The following is a 17,203-nucleotide window of genomic DNA, read 5'->3' as shown; positions in this document are numbered from 1 at the left end:
GGGCGCTGATGGCGCCCTTTCCATAAGGGTCTATGGGTCGTATCAAGCTGAAAATCTGGATCTTGCTGCTGGGCTGGTTATGGCTGCAGCCTGCCCTTGCCCGGCACCAGTTTGAATCCGCCCTGCCCGGCCACGACGACCATCACTGTCTGGTCTGCGCCCTCCATCTGGATGGCAAGCAGGTCATCACCGCCACCCCCTATCGTTTCCCCGGTTCTACCTCTGTTTTGCCCGCTGTTGCAACCATGCAACGCTCGGCGGATACCGCCGCGTTTCACAGCTATGCAATCCGTGCGCCGCCCGCCTCTGTTTTTATCTATCCCTTTGTTTAATTTCGCTATTTGTTTTGAAAAAAGGATTAAAGATGAAAGCAGTTACTCTGTTGCTGGCCGCAGCGGCCTTTGGCGCACACGCCAATCACGACGAACACGAGAGCCACAGCCACGGCGCCCACGAGCATGGCCACGGCCACCTCAATCTGGTGGTCGATGGCAACCAGCTGATGATCGAACTGCAGGCCCCCGCAGCCGATCTGGTGGGCTTCGAGCACGCCGCCAAGAGCGATGAAGAGAAGGCGCAATATGCCAAAGCGGTCGCCCGCCTCCAGCAACCTGACGCCCTGTTCCGCTTCGACCCGGCGGCTGGCTGCAAACTGACCCAGCAGGAGCTGCAAGCAGCCAAAGAAGAGCACGATCACGGCCATGACCATGACCATGACCATGACCATGACCATGACCATGACCATGACAAGGCTGCCAGCGACAAACATGAAGACCAGCATGATCATGACGAAGCGGGTCACGCCGATATGGGCGCCATGTATACCTACACCTGCGCCACGCCAGCCAAACTGACCGGCCTTGAGGCAACCCTGTTCAGCGTCTATCCGAGCCTTGAGAAGCTGAGCGTGCAGGGCATCCTGCCCACCGGCCAGACCGCTGGCAAGCTGACCCCGTCCGCCAACAAGCTGAGCTGGTAACGCCATGAAAAAAGCCGTGGTTGAGATCCGCGATCTGGCCTTTGCCTGGCCAAGTGGCGACGCCGTACTCGATCTGCCCGCCCTCACCATCCGCGAGGGTGAGCGGGTCTTTATCAAGGGGCCATCGGGCTCCGGCAAATCGACCCTGCTCGGGTTGCTGGCCGGGATCCAGACAGCCAACCACGGCACCCTGGAGGTGCTGGGCCAACCATTGGCCCGGCTCTCTGGCCGTGCCCGTGACCACTTCAGGGCGGCCAATCTGGGTTATATCTTCCAGCAGTTCAATCTGCTGCCCTTTCTCTCGGTGCAGGACAACGTGACCGCTGCCCTCACCTTCTCGCCCGCCAAACGGGCCCGCCTGCAAGGGAGTCCGGAGCAGGAGGCGCGCCGTCTGCTGGCAGAGCTGCAACTACCGGACGAGGCGCTGCATCGCCCCGTCCATGCCCTCAGCATCGGCCAGCAGCAGCGGGTTGCCGCCGCGCGGGCGCTGATCGGCTCGCCACCGCTGGTGATTGCCGACGAGCCCACCTCGGCCCTCGACACCGACAACCGGGCGGCCTTTATCAAGCTGTTGTTCGAGGAGTGCGACAAGCAGGGCTCGACCCTCATCTTCGTCAGCCACGACCCTTATCTCGAACCCCTGTTCCCGCGGGTAGAAAACCTGCAACAGCTCAACCGGAGGGCATCATGCTAAAGCTCGCCCTGCAAAGTCTCTGGGCCCGCCGCCTTACCGCCGGTCTCACCCTGCTGGCCGTCGCCATCAGCGTCACCCTGCTGCTCGGGGTGGAGCGGGTGCGCACCCAGGCCCGTGAAAGCTTCTCCAACACCGTTTCGGGAACCGATCTCATCGTCGGCGCCCGCTCCGGCCAGGTTAACCTGCTGCTCTACTCGGTGTTTCGCATCGGCAACCCCACCAACAACGTGGGGTGGGACTCCTATCAAGCCATCAAGCAGAAACCCGGCGTCGCCTGGACCATCCCGCTTTCCCTTGGCGACTCCCACAAGGGATTTCGGGTGCTCGGCACCAATGGCGACTACTTCACCCACCTGAAGTACGGTCAGCAGCAGTCGCTGCAGCTGCGCGAGGGGCGACCGTTCGACACGCCGTTTGAAGCTGTGCTGGGCGCCCAGGTGGCCGAGAAGCTCGGCTATCACCTCGACCAATCCATCGTTATTGCCCACGGCGCTGGCAACACCTCGTTCAGCCAGCACGACAATCTGCCGTTCAAGGTGGTGGGCATTCTGGCACCGACCGGCACGCCCATCGATCGCACCATCCATGTGCCGCTGGCGGGGATTGAGGCGATCCATCTCGGTTGGGATACCGGCCGCCACAGCAAGAACGTGACACCGGAGCAGGCGCTGGCGCAGGATCTCACCCCGAAAACCATCACCGCCTTTATGGTGGGGCTGAGCAACCGCATTCTGGCGTTCCAGCTGCAGCGCAGCGTCAACACCTATCCCAAAGAGCCGCTGATGGCGATCCTGCCGGGGGCCGCCCTGCAGGAGCTGTGGAGCCTGATGAGCGTGGCGGAAACCGCGCTGTCGGTGATCGCCGGTTTTGTGGTGGTCGCGGGCCTGATCGGCATGCTGACTACCCTGCTGGCTGGGCTTAACGAGCGGCGCCGGGAGCTCGCTATTTTGCGATCCCTCGGCGCGGGCCCTGCCCACCTGTTCCTGCTGCTGGCGCTGGAGGCCATGGCGTTGACCACTGTCGGTATCGCTCTCGGGGTCGCCGTGCTCTATCTGGGGCAGGGGCTTGCCTCGCCCTGGCTGCTCAGCCACTATGGCCTGCAACTGAGTCTGGGGCTGCCGAGCGCCTATGAGTGGCAGTTGCTGGGGGTAGTGTGGCTGGCAGGCATGGTGATTGGCCTGCTTCCTGCTGCCCGCGCTTACCGCTACAGCCTGAGCGATGGCATGAGCATTCGCGTCTAGCGAGACGCCCAAAATAGAAACAGAAGGACAGATGATGAAGTGGAAAATTGTGGCGCTGCTCGCCAGCCTGCTGGTGCTGCCCGCCCTGGCCGCCGATTACAAGACCATCGACTGGGATGTGCTGATCCCGGAAGGGGAGAAACTGCTGCCACCGCCCCAGGTCAATCACGAAGATCCCATGTCGGTGCCACAACCGGTGGGCGGGGTGAACAAGAAGCTGGACAACCAGGATGTGCGCATTCCGGGCTTCGTGGTGCCATTGGAGGGGGATGCCAAGAAGATAACCGCCTTCCTGCTGGTGCCCTACTTCGGCGCCTGCATCCATGTGCCGCCCCCCCCCACCAATCAGGTGATCTATGTGAGCTACCCCAAGGGTGCGCCGGTGGATGATCTGTGGGATGCCATCTGGGTGAAGGGCAAGATGCGCACTGTCAGCTCCAGCCACGAGATGGCCACCGCCTCCTATTCGATGGAGGCGGTCGAGGTGAGCGTCTACGAGGAGTAATCCTCCCGTTGCAAAAAAAGCGGCCTCCACGGAGGCCGCTTTGTTATCTTGGCATCCCGGTTGGAGTAACATTCAGCTCCAGAACCTGTGCGAATGGAGTCAGCATGGCAGACCTCCCCCCCCCGAAAAAAGAGAGTTCGATCCTGAGCAGCCAGGAGCAGACCCTGCGTCTGGCCCGCAGTCGCGGCATCGACGGCATGCTCACCCGCAACACCGACAGCACCTTCGAACAGCGCGCCACCTTTCGCCATCTGGCGGATCAGGCCGCCCGCCAGCGCAATCTGGAAGCCATCATGGTGATGGCCTCCCGCCACTGCGAAGAGACCGCGGCCGGCGGCGAGATGGACAGTGACTGGCTGACCCGCTTCCTGCAACTGGCGGAAGATATCAGCATGGTGCCGATGCAGCAGCTGTGGGGGCGGATCTTCGCGCTGGAAGTCGCCACGCCGGGCCGCTTCTCCATCCGGGCACTCGCCACCCTCAAAGAGATGACCCAGCGCGAGGCCCAGCTGTTTCAGCGCATCTGTTCACTGACCTGCCACTACACCGGCAGCGACGAGCAGCGACTGCTGCTGGGGCTGCACAAGGGGGCCACCCTGCTGAGTCGTGCCAAGGCAACGCGCCTCGGCCTTGGCAAATATCGACTGCCCTACAACGCCCTGCTGCAACTGTTCGAGCTCGGGCTGCTGCATCGTGCGGAGCTGGAGTCAGGCCCGCTGCCCGCCGATGGGGTCGAGCTGGAGTTTGGCAACCAGCGCTGGCGGCTGCAGTGCAAGCAGAACAACATCACCCTGCTCTACTACCGGCTCACCCCGGTGGGCAACGAGCTCGCCCAACTGCTGCAAGAGTCGCCGCTGGAGGAGTACCTGCAGGATCTGAAAACCGTGCTGGTGCAGGGGATCCAGATTGAAGTGATGCAGCTCGTCAGCGCCCCCTCCTCACCCGCTCCCGACCCTCTCCCCTGATCTCTGGCGGGGCAGCGGATGCCCCGTCGGTTCGTGGTTCCTTCGCATCAAGCTGCTGGCTCCCAGCTCATGGGCTTGTCCAGAATAGGTTGCAAATTGCAGATGCCGCAGAGGCACATCCAGTCAGATCCGTTGCATATTGCAAACAGCAACGATCTTTTCCTGCCAAAACGGCACTAATAACACATAAATCATTAGCTTTTGCCAGCTGGCCCGCCCCTTGCAGATGTCTTGATGCAGATCAAAACTTAACCACCACAGCTCGGGAGCAAGGCCATGAGAATCAATCAACCGGTTACCCAAAGAGAACGCCTCTATCCAGACCACCAGAGCCTGATCTCCACTACGGATCTGGAGAGCCGCATCACCTACGCCAACGATGAGTTCTGCGAGATAGCAGGCTTCTCGCTCGACGAGCTGAAGGGGGAACACCACAATCTGGTGCGCCATCCTGACATGCCGAAACAGGCCTTTGCCGATCTGTGGGGTCACATCAGGGATGGCAAGAGCTGGATGGGGCCGGTGAAAAATCGCTGCAAGAATGGCGATCACTACTGGGTCAGCGCCTTTGTCACCCCCATCAAGGATGCCAGCGGCCGGGTGGTGGAGTATCAGTCTGTGCGCACCGCCCCGAGCGAGGAGATCAAACAGCGGGCCGAGAAGGTCTATGCCGACCTTCGCAACAACAAGCTGCCGCTGGCGCTCAAGTTGCCCACCTTCTCCCATACCCTGGCCATCAACCTCTGTCTGCTGCTGAGCCTGCTCGCCATGTTTGCCCTGGGCTACAGCCACGACATGAACTGGCAACTGGCGCTGGCCGCCCTGCCGCTGGCGATAGCGGCCATCACCCTGAATGCCCTCTCCCGCCGTCTCGGCAAGCTCAACAAGATGGCCCGCAGCCGCTTTGACAACCCGCTGATGCAGTTGCTCTACACCAACAAGGTGGACAATATCGCCGCCATCGAACTCTCGATGGTAATGAATCAGGCCGAGTTCAACGCCGTGCTGGCCCGCACCCAACAGACCTGCAGCAAGATCCTGCAAGCCGCCGAGGGGGATCTGCGCAACGCCGAATCCATCACCGACAACCTGCAACAGCAGCAGGCCGAAACCAATCAGGTAGCCACTGCCGTGACCGAGATGTCGGAATCCATTCGCGAGGTGTCACAAAGCTCGACTGACTCCTCCAGCCTGCTGGATGAAACGGCCGTGCTGTTCAAGAGCGGCAACAGTAGCGTGGCCGAAACCGTGGCTGCCGTGGCGGGTATGAACAGCGAACTTATCACCTCCAAGAGCGTGATCAGTGCGCTGGTCGGCCACTGCCGCGATATCGACGGCATCCTCGATGTGATCAACAACATCGCCAACCAGACCAACCTGCTGGCCCTCAACGCCGCCATCGAAGCGGCCCGGGCTGGCGAAGCGGGTCGCGGCTTCTCGGTAGTAGCTGACGAGATCCGCACCCTCGCCATCAAGACCCAATCCTCGACCAGCGAGATCCAGAAGATGATCACCGAGCTGCAAAACAGTTCTGGCGAGGCTGAGCAAGCGATGGAGAAGGGCTGCCAACTTGCCGACAGTTGCCAGCAGAAGGCCACCGCGACCGGCACCATACTCCAGCAAATCAACAATATGCTGCAGCAGGTCGCCTCCGGCAGCAGCCAGATTGCCCAGGCGGTGCAGGAGCAGTCCCACGTTACCGCCGAGATCAACCGCAACGTGCTCAGCATCAAGACCCTGGCTGATGACTCCAGCGTCGGCAGCCAGCACGCCGTGCACGGCATCACCCAGCTGGTAAACCAGTTAAGCGATCTCGACCGGCTGGTACGCCAGTTCCAGAAAGGGGCTCCGGCAAGCCAGAGCCGCTACGAAGTGGCCGCTACCCGCGCCGTGCCGGTTCGCCAAGCCAGATAACCACTACACCAACAATCACCGCAGACAAACCCTATGGGCCTTTGGGCCCATAGGGTTTTTTAATGCCCGCCAACAAGATAGCGACACTCCCGCTTCACTGTCCGATTTCCCTCTGCGCTGATGGGCCCAAGCGGTTGAGCGGCCACATTTAAACCCATTAATGATTAATTTGTTGATCTTGCTCAGGAAACGGCCCGCTTGCGCTTTTCACCCCAGCCCCGTTCGGTAACATAGCCGCTTGGCAACCTCTCGCAGGAGTCAGCCATGAACCAAACCAGTGCCAAAATGCCGGTAAAAAGCAGCAGACTGGAGGCTGAAATTCAGGGGCGGTAGCGTAATTTTTGCTGGTTGGCGAAGAGCGTAGCGAAGCCCAACAGACGAGATGTTTTTTCATATAGTAGTAACAGTGGCATAAAAAGAGGAAGTCAAGCGAATACGCCAGGCACGAGAAGAAAGCTGATAACATAATGATTTAATTATTTTTTTACTTGGCGGCAGTGAAAATGTTACGGAGTTATATGGAATGCTCTGCTAACGGATTAGTACCAATTTCCATCTAATCACTTTTATGCCTTTTTCATAGTTTAATATTATTATAGGAATTAAAATGAAAGCATTTAAGGATGTATATATTAATACAGGGGATGTCTCAATCACAGACTTTATCAATAAAGTTACTGATCAGGTTAGATCTTCTTGGAGTCGCTCTTATGAAAATGAAGAAAATTCAAAATATTTAGGCGAGATTGCTTTTAGTTTTAAAAGAGCCAATGATGGTAGGTTGCCAAGTGCTGGGATTAGCATTTTTCAAAAAGATAAAAACACATGGTATATTCCTAATGTTGTACCACTTGAAGTAGGACAGCTTGACTATGATGAGTATAATAGTCTTATTACTGACTTTTATAACACATGTTTAATTCCAGCAGCTTCAGATTGTGATGTTAACGTTGAAATAACAACTGGTATCATTAGTGATGAGGATGTGGTTGGTTATGAGAGTGCAAAGTTACTAAAATCCTTCTCTTCTTTAGCAAATAAATCAACTGGAAGTTCTCACCCTTGTGATCAAAACAGATGGTTTGCATTTATTGTTCAAACTTGTAGAGAGCATACTTATGTGGATACATCCGATCTTATTAGGGTTTTATGTGACCAAGGTTGGGATGAAAACTCTGCACATAAGTTGGCAATTGAATTTGAATTTGCCAGAGATCTAATTATGTACATGGAGAGTTAATTCATGTATTTAAGTGTTAATGATATAAAGAATACGATAATAAATAACCAGCTTCCTGTTTTCTTTTTTGATACCTGTTCAATTCTTGATGTTCTAAACTCTCTACATCTTAATGGGTTATCAGAGTCTTACGCAAAAAATATGATTGCTTTAATAAAAGCAAATGGAAAAACATGTTGGTTAGTTTCGTGTCAAAATGTAAACGAAGAGTGGTCTGATAACATAGAGACAGTTTTATATACAATGAACAGGGAGATTGCTAAAACAGATAGAAATATTAGTTCCATGTTTGGTGTAACAAATCTTGTTCTTAACACGAGCTACCCTATTCCACAAAGAATATCAAATTTAAATATATCAGATAAGGTTAAAGCTCTTTCTGAAAATTTTCTAAAATCATGCTTATCTTTAGAGAGAAAAGATGATCATACTTTAAAAGCAATGCAACGAGTACGTAAATTAGAAGCACCTGCAAGAAAAGGTAAACTAGAACCAAAAGACTGTGAGATTGTTGAGTGTTTTCTTGAACTTTGTCAGGAGCTAAGAGATAGTGGATTTGATGAAAGAGTTATATTCGTTTCGGCAAATAAAGATGATTTCGGAACACCATCAAATTTGAAACCTCCCCTTGACTCGCAATTTAGCCGCCATAATGCTCAATTAATTAGCAGCATTGATTGTATTCTAGCTATATCAAAAGGGCTGGCATAACAAACTGTTCAAGAGGGATTCGCAACTCGTGTCACTTTTGCCATACGTTGGTTTAAGTTATTAAGGTGGTATGCGGTGGCTTTGGTATTGCGTTGCTCACCCCTTAACAGGGCGTTATGTGTAATTAATTTTACAAGGGAATAGACATGATCTACGAAAAGTCAAAATTTGAAAAGGCATCTAGTTCAAGTGCAGCCAAGGTTGCGGCACTTCCACAAGATAACGAAACGTGGTGCTTAGCCATAAAAGTTGGTGCCTCGACAGCTTATCTTGGTGATTCAACTGGTCAAGATGCTAGAGAGTTTTCATCCCTCGACGAACTAATTAACTACGCTCATCAAAATTTAATTGGTGAGGTATTGGTTATCACAGGGGCTAAGTCTTGGCGTTTTTAAGTTGATTTGTGACAACACATAAAGGGAAAGTGAAGCGTTCAAACACGTACATAACAAACGCTTCAAGAGGGACTGTCAACGCATGGCGTTTCCAGTCCCATTGAACCGCGGTGGTTATGGTTGTTGTGTTTGAGTTTAGTGTTATGCGTTGTTAGCCCCTTAGGCGGGTGTCATGCTTAACCCATAAAAATCAGCCCGTAGGTTCGAATAGCGCAGCGTATTCTGACAATCGCGAATAACCCAGCCGAAATATAAGCAAGGATCGGAAGCTCCTCTTGCGGGGTTGCTATCGACCGCTTTGAGACGGCTTAAGGCTCGTCGGCGCCACTATAAGCTAGATTTATTGGCTTTCCGATAATGACCCAACTTTTGCTTATAGTGGTGGTCGCCAGCCCATAAGCGCCCGTGGTAGCCAACTAGCCGGCCGCCGGGCGCTTGTGATAGGTTCTTCCGATCCAGCTACAGGTAGTTCCCCTGCCGCAAGGCGGTCAGCAACTCCTCCACCAGCACTTCCACCGGTTTACCGGCATTCAGCATATGGATTTCCGGCTGCTCCGGCGCCTCGTAGGCGGAGTCGATACCGGTAAAATTCGTAATTTCCCCTGCCCGCGCCTTTTTATAGAGCCCCTTGGGGTCGCGCTCTTCGCAGATGGCGAGCGGCGCATCGACAAACACCTCGACAAACTCCCCTTCGCCCAAGAGATTGCGTACCAGCGCCCGCTCGGCACGAAATGGCGAGATAAAGGCGGTGAGCACGATAAGGCCCGCATCCACCATCAGTTTTGCCACCTCGCCGACCCGGCGGATATTCTCCTGCCGCGCGGCATCATCGAAACCGAGATCGCCACAGAGGCCGTGGCGCACATTGTCCCCATCCAGCAGATAGGTGTGCTTGCCTTGTGCCGCCAGCGCCTGCTCCAGCGCCCCCGCCAGGGTCGATTTGCCCGCCCCGGAGAGCCCGGTAAACCAGATCACCAGCGGTTTTTGCCCTTTAAGCTCGGCCCGGCTCTGTTTGTCCACGGCATGCTTGTGCCACACGATATTACTCATCCCACACTCCTTGATTGGCGCTCGCGCCTCAAAACTTAAACTGTCCGGCACCACGGGGAGCCGCCTCGGACTATCAGCCGACAACGTGCTGGTGCCATGGTATTGCTCATCCAACACTCCTTGCTTGGCGTTCACGCCTCAAAACTTAAACGGTCCGGCACCACGGGGAGCCGCCTCGGACTATCAGCCGACAACGTGCTGATGCCATGGCATTACTCATCCAACACCCCTTGATTAGTATTTACGCCTTAAAACGGAAACAGCAGGGGCACCATCACAATCACCCCGATGCTATAGGCCAGCGAGACCGGCAGAGCCAGCTTGAGGTAGTCCGGCATCTTGTAGTTGCCCGCGGCATAGACCATCAGGTTGGTCTGGTAGCCGTAGGGCAGGATAAAGCTGGAGCTCGCCCCGAACAGCACCGCCAGAATAAACGGCATGGTCGAGACATCCATGCTGAGCGCCAGCTGGTAACCCATGGGGAAGGCCAGCGCGGCCGCCGCGTTGTTGCTCATCAGCTCGGTTAGCACCAGCGTAAACACATAAATACCGATAAAGGCGATGATGGGGCTGGCACCGTTAAACTCCCCCATCAGCCAGTCGGCGATAAGCTTGGCCAGTCCGCTCTTTTCCAGCTGATCGGCAATGGCGAGCGCCCCGCCCACCACCAGCCAGATATCCAGCGGAAAGCGGCGGCGGATCTCGTCCAGAGTCAGAATGCGGGTAAGCAGCAGCGCCACCAGCATCAGCAGCAAGCCCTTGAACAGCGGCACCAGCTCGAATACCGAGAGCGCCAGCACCCCGAGAAAGCCCAGAACCACGGCGGCGCTGCGCTTGCCATCGAGGCGGGTGGAGGCTTCCAGCCCGCTCACCACCACAAACTCCCGCCCCAGCGATTTGTTGCGGGCAAACTGGGGGCCAGGAGCCAGCAGCAGGGTATCACCGGCGTGCAGTTCAATCTGGCCGAGGCCACCGGTAAGCTGGGTTTCGCCGCGGCGCACCGCCAGCACCACCGCATCGAAGTGGGTGCGAAATTCCGCATCCTTGATGGTCTGACCCACCAGCCGCGAGCTGTGGCTGACGATCACCTCCACCAGATGCTGGCCGTTGAGGCGGTGCTGGCCGTAGAGATCCAGCCCCTTCATCTCCTGCAATACGCCGACGCTTTCCACGTCGCCGCAGAACAGCAGCACGTCCCCTTCGTGCAGCTCGTGTTCCGGCTGCACCGGGCAGATCACCTGCTCGCCGCGAATGATTTCCGCCAGATAGAGGCTTTTCAGGCTGCGCAGGCCGTTCTCCTTGACGCTGCGCCCCGCCAGCGGTGAACCGGCGCCCACCTTGGCTTCGAGAAAGTAGCCGGATTCGCGGCTCATCTCGGTATCCTGCACCGGCAGGTGACGGGCAAACAGCAGCACGGCCACCAGACCGGTCAGCAGAGTACCCGCCCCCACCATAAAGAAGTCGAACATGCCGAGCGGCGGCGCCCCCATCTTGATGAGGAAGCTGTTGACGATCAGGTTAGTGGAGGTGCCGATCAGGGTCAGCACCCCGCCAAAGGTGGCCGCGAAGCACATGGGCAACAGCAGCCGCGATGGCGCGTGGTTGGGGTTGCGTTTGACCGCTCCCAGCATGGAGGCCACCACGGCAGTGTTATTGACGAAAGCCGAGAGGAAGGCGGTGGAGAACCACACCTTCACCAGCACCTTGTTGAATGAACCCGTGCCCACCAGATTGGCGAACCAGCTCATGATGCGGGTCTTCTCCACCGCCAGCGACACCAGCAGCAACAGCACCAGGGTCAGCAGGGCACTGTTGGTGTAGCCCGCCGCCACGGCGTTGATATCCGCCAGCCCGCTCAGGTAGGTGATGAGCACGGCGCCCGAGAAGAGCAGCGCCGGGCGGAGTTTGCCCTGGATCAGCAGGGCCACGAGAGCAGCCAGCAGACCCAGCACCAGGAATTGTTGCCAGGTCATGGGCTTACTCCTTGCTTGTGTCGTTACCGATGGCAAGGGCTTGCCAGTGCGGGAAGTGCTTGCGCACCAGCGCATTGAGCTCGATCTCGAACTCGCTGTAGTGCCCTTTTACCGCTTTGGCGGCCAAGCCTTCCACTATCATGCCAGCGCCGACGGTGACGTTGGTCAGCCGGTCGATCAGGATAAAGCTGCCGGTATCGCGGATCTCCTGATACGGGTCGAACGCCACCGGGTCGGTGAGGCTCAGCTCGCACAGGCCGATCTCGTTGAGCTTGAGCTCGCTGGCGGGCAGCTCGTCGAGCTTGTTGATCTCGATACGGTGGCGGATGGCCTCCACCTGACCGCGACTCTTCTTGGTGGCCAGTTTGACGTCGTAGACCCGGCCCGGTTGCAGGGACTCCTCCCCCATCCAGACGATATGGGCCAGCACATTCTGGGTCACTTGCGGACGATTGGCGGCATCCACCAGCAGGTCGCCGCGGCTGATGTCGATCTCATCGGCAAAGGTGACCGTGATGGCCTGACCCGGCAGGGCGTACTCCAGATCCCCGTCGAAGGTGACGATGCGGGTCACAGTGCTCTCTTTGCCCGACGGCAGCACCGCCAGCTTGTCGCCCACCCGCAGGATGCCGGAGGCGAGCGTGCCCGCGAAGCCGCGAAAATCGAGGTTGGGGCGGTTCACATACTGCACCGGCAGGCGCACCGGATGGCGCTCCAGCTCGCGCTCCACCTCGGCAGACTCCAGCAGCGCCAGCAGGGTTTCGCCTTCGTACCAGGCCAGCTTGTCGCTCTGGTTGACCACGTTGTCACCGTCTAGCGCCGAGACCGGCACGATATGGATGGTATCGACGCTGAGCTTCTTGGCGAACTCGCGGTAGTCGGCACTGATGCGCTCGAACACCTCCTGACTGAACTCCACCAAATCCATCTTGTTGACTGCCACCACGAACTGCTTGATGCCAAGCAGGCTCGCGATAAAGCTGTGGCGGCGGGTCTGGTCCAGCACCCCTTTGCGGGCATCGATCAGAATGATGGCGAGATCGCAGGTGGAGGCGCCGGTGGCCATGTTGCGGGTGTACTGCTCATGCCCCGGGGTATCCGAGATGATAAATTTGCGCTTGGCGGTGGAGAAATAGCGGTAGGCCACGTCGATGGTGATGCCCTGCTCACGCTCCGCTTGCAGGCCGTCTACCAGCAGTGCCAGGTCCAGCTTCTCGCCGGTGGTGCCGAGCTTCTGGCTGTCGGACTCCAGCGCTTTGAGCTGATCTTCATAAATCTGCTGGGAGTCGTGCAGCAGGCGACCGATAAGGGTGCTCTTGCCGTCATCCACGCTGCCGCAGGTGAGAAAACGCAGCAGACTCTTGTGCTGCTGGGCGTGCAGATAGGCTTCGATGCCCTGTTCGGTGATGGCGGTCTGAATATGGCTGTTCATGCTGACGACTCCTTAGAAATAACCCTGACGCTTCTTCTGCTCCATGGAGCCGGCCTGATCGTGGTCAATCAGCCGCCCTTGCCGCTCGCTCGAGGTGGTGAGCAGCATCTCTTCAATAATTTCCGGCAAGGTGGTGGCATCGGATTCGATGGCCCCGGTCAGCGGGTAGCAGCCGAGGGTGCGGAAGCGCACCAGCTCCTGCTTCACTTCGTCTTCCGGGCCGATGGGCATACGATCGTCATCCACCATGATCTTGATGCCGTTGCGCTCCACCACCGGACGGTAAGCGGCGAAGTAGAGCGGCACTATGTCGATCTTTTCCAGATAGATGTATTGCCAGATATCCAGCTCGGTCCAGTTGGAGAGCGGGAACACCCGGATACTCTCCCCCTTGTTGACCTGGCTGTTGTAAACCCGCCACAGCTCCGGGCGCTGGTTCTTCGGATCCCAGCGGTGGGACTTGTCACGGAAGGAGTAGACCCGCTCCTTGGCGCGGGACTTCTCCTCATCGCGACGGGCACCGCCGAAGGCGGCATCGAAGCCATATTTGTTGAGCGCCTGCTTGAGCCCCTCGGTCTTCATGATGTCGGTGTGCTTGCCACTACCGTGCACGAAGGGGTTGATGCCCATGGCGAGCCCTTCCGGGTTTTTGTGGACGATCAGATCCAGCCCGTACTTTTTGGCGGTCTCGTCGCGGAATTTGATCATCTCCTTGAACTTCCAGTCGGTGTCGACGTGGAGCAAGGGGAAGGGGATCTTGCCCGGATAGAAGGCCTTGCGGGCCAGATGCAGCATGACGGAGGAGTCCTTGCCGATGGAGTACATCATCACCGGGTTTTCAAATTCGGCAGCCACCTCGCGGATGATATGGATGCTCTCGGCTTCCAGCTGCTGCAGATGTGTCAATCTTTCACGAGAGACACCTGCATGACTGCTCTCCGCGTTCGGCTGCTGCAAGTGGGTCAATCTTTCACGGTCCATGTTGGTCCTCGGGTCATTGCTTATGCGCCTGCTCGGGGCGCTGGGTGGTTCAGTGCGCGGCCGCGCTGGCAGCCGCATCAAATATCTCTTTCTCGGTCAGGCCAGCTGCACCAGCTTGAGGTCGCAGCCATCGAGATCCGGGTTAGCGCGCTGCTGCTCGCCGCCCTGCTCTCCAAACCAGGCCAGCCGATCGCGCAGGGCGACCACTTCGCCGATGACGATAAGCGACGGGCTCACCGCCTGTTTGGCAAGCTCGGCCAGATCAGCCAAGGTGCCGGTCAGCACCCGCTGGCGGGATGTGGTGCCGCGCTCGATGATGGCGATGGGGGTGGCTTGGCTTCGGCCGTGATCCACCAGCTGCTGCTGGATATGCTCGGAGCGCATCAGCCCCATGTAGATGACCAGGGTCTGACTGGTGGCGGCGAGCTGCTGCCAGTCGGGCTCCTTGCCCTCTTTCTGGCAGTGGCCGGTAATAAAGACTGCGCTCTGGGCGTAATCACGGTGAGTCAGCGGAATACCGGCATAGGCGGTAGCACCGGCGGCGGCCGTGATGCCGGGCACTACCGAGAAGGGGATGCCTTCATCGGCCAGCACTTCCAGCTCCTCGCCACCCCGGCCAAACATAAAGGGATCGCCCCCTTTCAGCCGCACCACCCGATTGCCCGCCTTGGCGTATTCCACCAGCAGGCGATTGGTCTCCTCCTGCGGCACGCTGTGGGCGCCCGCCTTCTTGCCAACCGACACCAGGGTGGCATCGCGGCGCACCAGATCGAGGATCTCAGGCGAGACCAGCTGGTCGTAGAGCACCACTTCAGCCTGTTGAATCTGTTGCAGCGCCTTGAGGGTCAACAGGCCCGGATCACCGGGGCCCGCGCCGACCAGCACCACTTCTCCTACTTCGCTTTTCGCCTGATCGAGGCCATCGCTCAGCCACTGCTCGGCACCTTGCCAATCCTCTTTCTCAATCAGGCTGGCGAGGGTGTTGGAGGCAAAGGCGCGCTCCCAGAAGCGACGGCGATCGGAAATCGAGGAGAGCACCCGCTTGGCCTTGTCACGGACCCGGCCAGAGAGCTCGGTCAGCCCGCCGAGATGGCGCGGCAGCAGGCTCTCCAACCGCTCACGCAACAGGCGCACCAGCACCGGCGCCTTGCCGCCACTGGAGACCGCCACCATCAGCGGCGAGCGATCGATGATCGAGGGGAAGATAAAGCTGGAGCGTTTGGGGTCATCCACCACGTTGACGAACAGACCCAGCTGGTTGGCACTCTGATAAACGAGGGCGTTGACTTCGAGGTTGTCGGTCGCCGCCACCACCAAAATCTGGCCAGCCAGATGGGCCGGGGTGAAGCGCTCCGCCAGATGGGTGAAACGACCGGTGAATTCCGCAAATTCCGGTTCAAGCTTCGGGGAGACCAGGGTCAGCCGGGCACCGGCCGCCAGCAGCAGGCGCGCCTTGCGCAGGGCAACCTCGCCCCCGCCCACCAGCAGTACCGGGCGGCCTTCCAACTTGGCAAACATAGGTAAATAATCCATTTCGGCCCATCCCTCGGAACACGACTAATATGGGGCGACTATAGGCAGGGCAGCTTATCCCTCAAAATAATAAAAAATGCTTTTTAATGCGTTTATGTAATTAGCGAAGCCGATTCATGACAAAGGCGTACAAAGTCACTTGTGGTACCTGACGCCAGACCATAGGCTAGGGACTGTGTTTCATAAGGAGCTAAATGATGAATGAATCATTGATTGTGCTAGGGATTTTCGTGTTCCTGGTGCTCGCCACCCTGAGCGCGGGCATCAAGATCGTGCCCCAGGGCTACAACTGGACGGTGGAGCGCTTCGGCCGCTACACCCGCACCCTGACCCCGGGTCTCAACCTGTTGATCCCCTACGTGGATAGGGTCGGCCACAAGATCATCATGATGGAGCAGGTGCTGGATATCCCGGCACAAGAGGTGATCTCCCGCGATAACGCCAACGTCACCATCGACGCCATCAGCTTTGTGCAGGTGGTGGATGCCCGCAAAGCGGGTTACGAGGTCAACGATCTCACCAGCGCCATCCGCAATCTCACCATGACCAACATGCGCACCGTGCTCGGCGCCATGGAGCTGGACGAGATGCTCTCCCAGCGCGACACCATCAACGAGAAGCTGCTGCGCACCATGGATGCCGCCACAGCCCCCTGGGGCATCAAGGTGACCCGCATCGAGATTAAAGATGTGCGCCCGCCGCTGGCACTGGTCGAGGCGATGAACGCCCAGATGAAGGCCGAGCGCCAGAAACGGGCCGAGGTACTGGAGGCCGAAGGGGTGCGCCAGTCCAAAATCCTGAAAGCGGAGGGTGAGAAGCAGTCCCAGATCCTCAAGGCCGAAGGTGAGCGCCAGGCCGCCTTCCTCGCCGCCGAAGCGCGGGAGCGGGCTGCCGAGGCAGAAGCCAAGGCGACTCATATGGTCTCCCAGGCAATTGCGGAAGGAGACCTGCAGGCCATCAACTACTTCGTGGCTCAGAAATATACCGAGGCACTGGCCCGTATCGGTGAAGGCCCCAACAGCAAGATCATCATGATGCCGCTGGAAGCGGGCAGCCTGATTGGCGCTGTGGCTGGTATGGCCGAGCTGTTCAACAAAGATGGCAAGGGCAGCAAGTCATGACAGCCCTGTTCGAGGGGCTGACCCACTGGCACTGGCTGGGGCTCGGCTTCATTCTGCTGGCCATTGAGGTGCTCGGCTCGGTGGGCTTCTTGCTCTGGACCGGCATCGCCGCGCTGGAAGTGGGCCTGCTGCTGCTGATCTGGCCCTTTGGCTGGCAGGCGCAGCTGTTGCTGTTTGCGGTGCAATCCCTGCTCACCACCTGGGCCTGGTGGCGCTGGCAGCACCAGCGCGACAACTCGGGTCAGGATGCCGCCAGCACCATCAACGAGCGGATGCAGAGCTATATGGGCCGCGAGCTGACCCTGCTGGATGATGTCACCCAGGGCACCAGCCGGGTACATCTGGACGACACGGTCTGGACGGTGCGCTGTGACGAATCGCTGCCTGCGGGCAGCAAGGTCAGGGTGGTCGGGGCCGACTCCCATATCCTGCTGGTTGAACCCCGCAACTGACGCAATTCTACCATCGA

General features: G+C 58.0%; 17 protein-coding genes. 12 read left to right on the top strand and 5 right to left on the bottom strand.

The genetic code is table 11. The annotated features are described in order from the left end of the window. Nucleotides 1–32 precede the first annotated feature (32 nt). The 10 genes from A9G06_RS08450 (at nucleotide 33) to A9G06_RS21905 (ending at nucleotide 8,644) form a co-directional block, all read left to right on the top strand. Nucleotides 33–332 (top strand): DUF2607 family protein, encoded by a 300-nt coding sequence (locus A9G06_RS08450; protein WP_069554914.1) that lies wholly within the window; start codon nucleotides 33–35, stop codon nucleotides 330–332. A gap of 32 nt (nucleotides 333–364) precedes the next feature. Beyond that, nucleotides 365–979 carry a DUF2796 domain-containing protein gene (locus A9G06_RS08445; RefSeq protein ID WP_069554913.1) on the top strand — a complete coding sequence of 205 codons (615 nt, stop codon included), beginning with the start codon at nucleotides 365–367 and terminating at the stop codon, nucleotides 977–979. Nucleotides 980–983: 4 nt separating this feature from the next. Then, nucleotides 984–1,673 carry an ABC transporter ATP-binding protein gene (locus A9G06_RS08440; RefSeq protein WP_069554912.1) on the top strand — a complete coding sequence of 230 codons (690 nt, stop codon included), beginning with the start codon at nucleotides 984–986 and terminating at the stop codon, nucleotides 1,671–1,673. Beyond that, nucleotides 1,667–2,914 carry an ABC transporter permease gene (locus A9G06_RS08435; protein WP_042052401.1) on the top strand — a complete coding sequence of 416 codons (1,248 nt, stop codon included), beginning with the start codon at nucleotides 1,667–1,669 and terminating at the stop codon, nucleotides 2,912–2,914. Before A9G06_RS08440 ends, A9G06_RS08435 begins: the two co-directional genes overlap by 7 nt. 31 nt (nucleotides 2,915–2,945) lie before the next feature. Beyond that, nucleotides 2,946–3,419, top strand: coding sequence for a DUF3299 domain-containing protein (locus A9G06_RS08430; protein ID WP_026034852.1), 474 nt, complete (start codon nucleotides 2,946–2,948; stop codon nucleotides 3,417–3,419). A 104-nt stretch (nucleotides 3,420–3,523) separates the two neighbouring features. Continuing rightward, nucleotides 3,524–4,384, top strand: coding sequence for a TIGR03899 family protein (locus tag A9G06_RS08425; protein WP_047439578.1), 861 nt, complete (start codon nucleotides 3,524–3,526; stop codon nucleotides 4,382–4,384). A gap of 276 nt (nucleotides 4,385–4,660) precedes the next feature. Continuing rightward, a complete protein-coding gene (locus tag A9G06_RS08420; RefSeq protein ID WP_069554911.1) occupies nucleotides 4,661–6,298 on the top strand; it encodes a PAS domain-containing methyl-accepting chemotaxis protein in 1,638 nt (545 codons plus the stop codon). Nucleotides 6,299–6,905: 607 nt separating this feature from the next. After that, entirely contained in the window at nucleotides 6,906–7,538 is a 633-nt protein-coding gene (locus A9G06_RS21915; RefSeq protein ID WP_139126195.1) for a hypothetical protein, read from the top strand. Between the two features lie 3 nt (nucleotides 7,539–7,541). Then, nucleotides 7,542–8,249 (top strand): PIN domain-containing protein, encoded by a 708-nt coding sequence (locus A9G06_RS21435; protein WP_171903384.1) that lies wholly within the window; start codon nucleotides 7,542–7,544, stop codon nucleotides 8,247–8,249. Between the two features lie 146 nt (nucleotides 8,250–8,395). Continuing rightward, nucleotides 8,396–8,644: a hypothetical protein gene (locus A9G06_RS21905; RefSeq protein ID WP_139126194.1), complete on the top strand. Its 249-nt coding sequence runs from the start codon at nucleotides 8,396–8,398 to the stop codon at nucleotides 8,642–8,644. Between the two features lie 459 nt (nucleotides 8,645–9,103). Here A9G06_RS21905 and cysC read toward each other — a convergent pair whose 3' ends face one another. From cysC to cysG, 5 genes are all read right to left on the bottom strand, one after another. Further along, the gene (gene cysC, locus A9G06_RS08415) at nucleotides 9,104–9,694 is read right to left on the bottom strand and encodes an adenylyl-sulfate kinase (RefSeq protein ID WP_069554910.1); all 591 of its coding nucleotides are present in this window, start codon (nucleotides 9,692–9,694) and stop codon (nucleotides 9,104–9,106) included. A 248-nt stretch (nucleotides 9,695–9,942) separates the two neighbouring features. Then, on the bottom strand, nucleotides 9,943–11,667 hold the full coding sequence (locus A9G06_RS08410) for an SLC13 family permease (RefSeq protein ID WP_069554909.1): 1,725 nt from the start codon (nucleotides 11,665–11,667) through the stop codon (nucleotides 9,943–9,945). 4 nt (nucleotides 11,668–11,671) lie between these two features. After that, nucleotides 11,672–13,099: a sulfate adenylyltransferase subunit CysN gene (gene cysN, locus A9G06_RS08405; protein WP_069554908.1), complete on the bottom strand. Its 1,428-nt coding sequence runs from the start codon at nucleotides 13,097–13,099 to the stop codon at nucleotides 11,672–11,674. 12 nt (nucleotides 13,100–13,111) lie between these two features. Beyond that, the gene (cysD, locus tag A9G06_RS08400; RefSeq protein WP_069554907.1) at nucleotides 13,112–14,080 is read right to left on the bottom strand and encodes a sulfate adenylyltransferase subunit CysD; all 969 of its coding nucleotides are present in this window, start codon (nucleotides 14,078–14,080) and stop codon (nucleotides 13,112–13,114) included. A gap of 96 nt (nucleotides 14,081–14,176) precedes the next feature. Then, complete coding sequence (gene cysG, locus A9G06_RS08395) at nucleotides 14,177–15,613, bottom strand: siroheme synthase CysG (protein ID WP_069554906.1); 1,437 nt, start codon at nucleotides 15,611–15,613, stop codon at nucleotides 14,177–14,179. Between the two features lie 197 nt (nucleotides 15,614–15,810). Between cysG and A9G06_RS08390 the strand changes: the two genes are divergently transcribed. Both A9G06_RS08390 and A9G06_RS08385 read left to right on the top strand, forming a co-directional pair. Beyond that, a complete protein-coding gene (locus A9G06_RS08390; protein WP_040068262.1) occupies nucleotides 15,811–16,734 on the top strand; it encodes an SPFH domain-containing protein in 924 nt (307 codons plus the stop codon). Then, nucleotides 16,731–17,186: an NfeD family protein gene (locus A9G06_RS08385; protein WP_064339428.1), complete on the top strand. Its 456-nt coding sequence runs from the start codon at nucleotides 16,731–16,733 to the stop codon at nucleotides 17,184–17,186. Before A9G06_RS08390 ends, A9G06_RS08385 begins: the two co-directional genes overlap by 4 nt. Nucleotides 17,187–17,203: the final 17 nt, after the last annotated feature.

This window comes from Aeromonas sp. DNP9 (assembly GCF_001728955.1).
GTDB classification, from domain to species: Bacteria; Pseudomonadota; Gammaproteobacteria; order Enterobacterales; family Aeromonadaceae; genus Aeromonas; species Aeromonas veronii.
The sequence above is the reverse complement of the archived record's forward strand: the minus strand, read 5'-3'. Positions and strand labels throughout refer to the sequence as shown.